We start from the raw sequence: 844 nt of genomic DNA on the forward strand, positions 1-844 counted from the left end.
GCGGTATTGCTGGTGTTTTCCGCGCTGCTGCCGATGCTGATTATTCGTAACTGGCGCTATAACGCCATTATGACCAGTTATCGCGGCGTGCGTTTTAACTATTTGGGCAGCGTAAAAAGTGGCTATTGGACGTTTTTGGCGATTCCGCTATTAATGGCCGCTGTGTTGGTGCTGTTGATGACCACTGTCGGCAGCTTTTCTTCGCTTATCAGCAATGCGACTCCGCTAATTGTGGCTGCACTGCTTTACATCCCCGCGTTGATTGCGTTGGGCGGCGTGATGAAGTATATGATCGCCGATCTTTATGTGAATAACCTGCGGTTTGGTACCGCGGCATTTAATGCCGCGATCAGTAAAGCGGCGTTTATTAAAATTGCCTTTTTCAGCCTGTTGTTTTTTATCCCCTTCCTGATATGGACGCTGTGGTTTTCAGGGGCTGTACTGCTTTCAGTGATGGAATATGTACAAACAGGTGGGCATATCACGCATCGCGTGGACTACACGTCGCCCTATGGCGGTATCTTCAAACTGATCGCGGCGTATGTGTCGTTGATTATTGGCGGTCTGGTTGCCAAGTGCTATATCGTGGTGGCGGAACGCAACTATATCTTTAGTAATACCACGCTCAGTGACAATGTCCAGGTGCACTCCAACATGAAATTGGGCGCTTACCTGATGCTGTTATTCACCAACACACTGATTACGCTATTTTCTTTGGGGCTGGCCGCGCCGGTAGCACAGGTGCGCTATGCGCGCTTCATGGCGAATGCCACGCAAGTGAGCGGTGACCTTTCTCTGCTGAACGTGCAGGCGCACGGTGATACCGCGCGTTCGGCGGTGGCGG

General features: G+C 51.2%; 1 protein-coding gene. It reads left to right on the top strand.

Going from position 1 to position 844, the window contains the following annotated elements:
* Window positions 1–844 (top strand): DUF898 family protein (locus J5224_RS31435; protein WP_264628909.1); only part of this gene is annotated, 844 nt, incomplete at both ends.

The organism is Candidatus Symbiopectobacterium sp. NZEC135, from assembly GCF_025962695.1.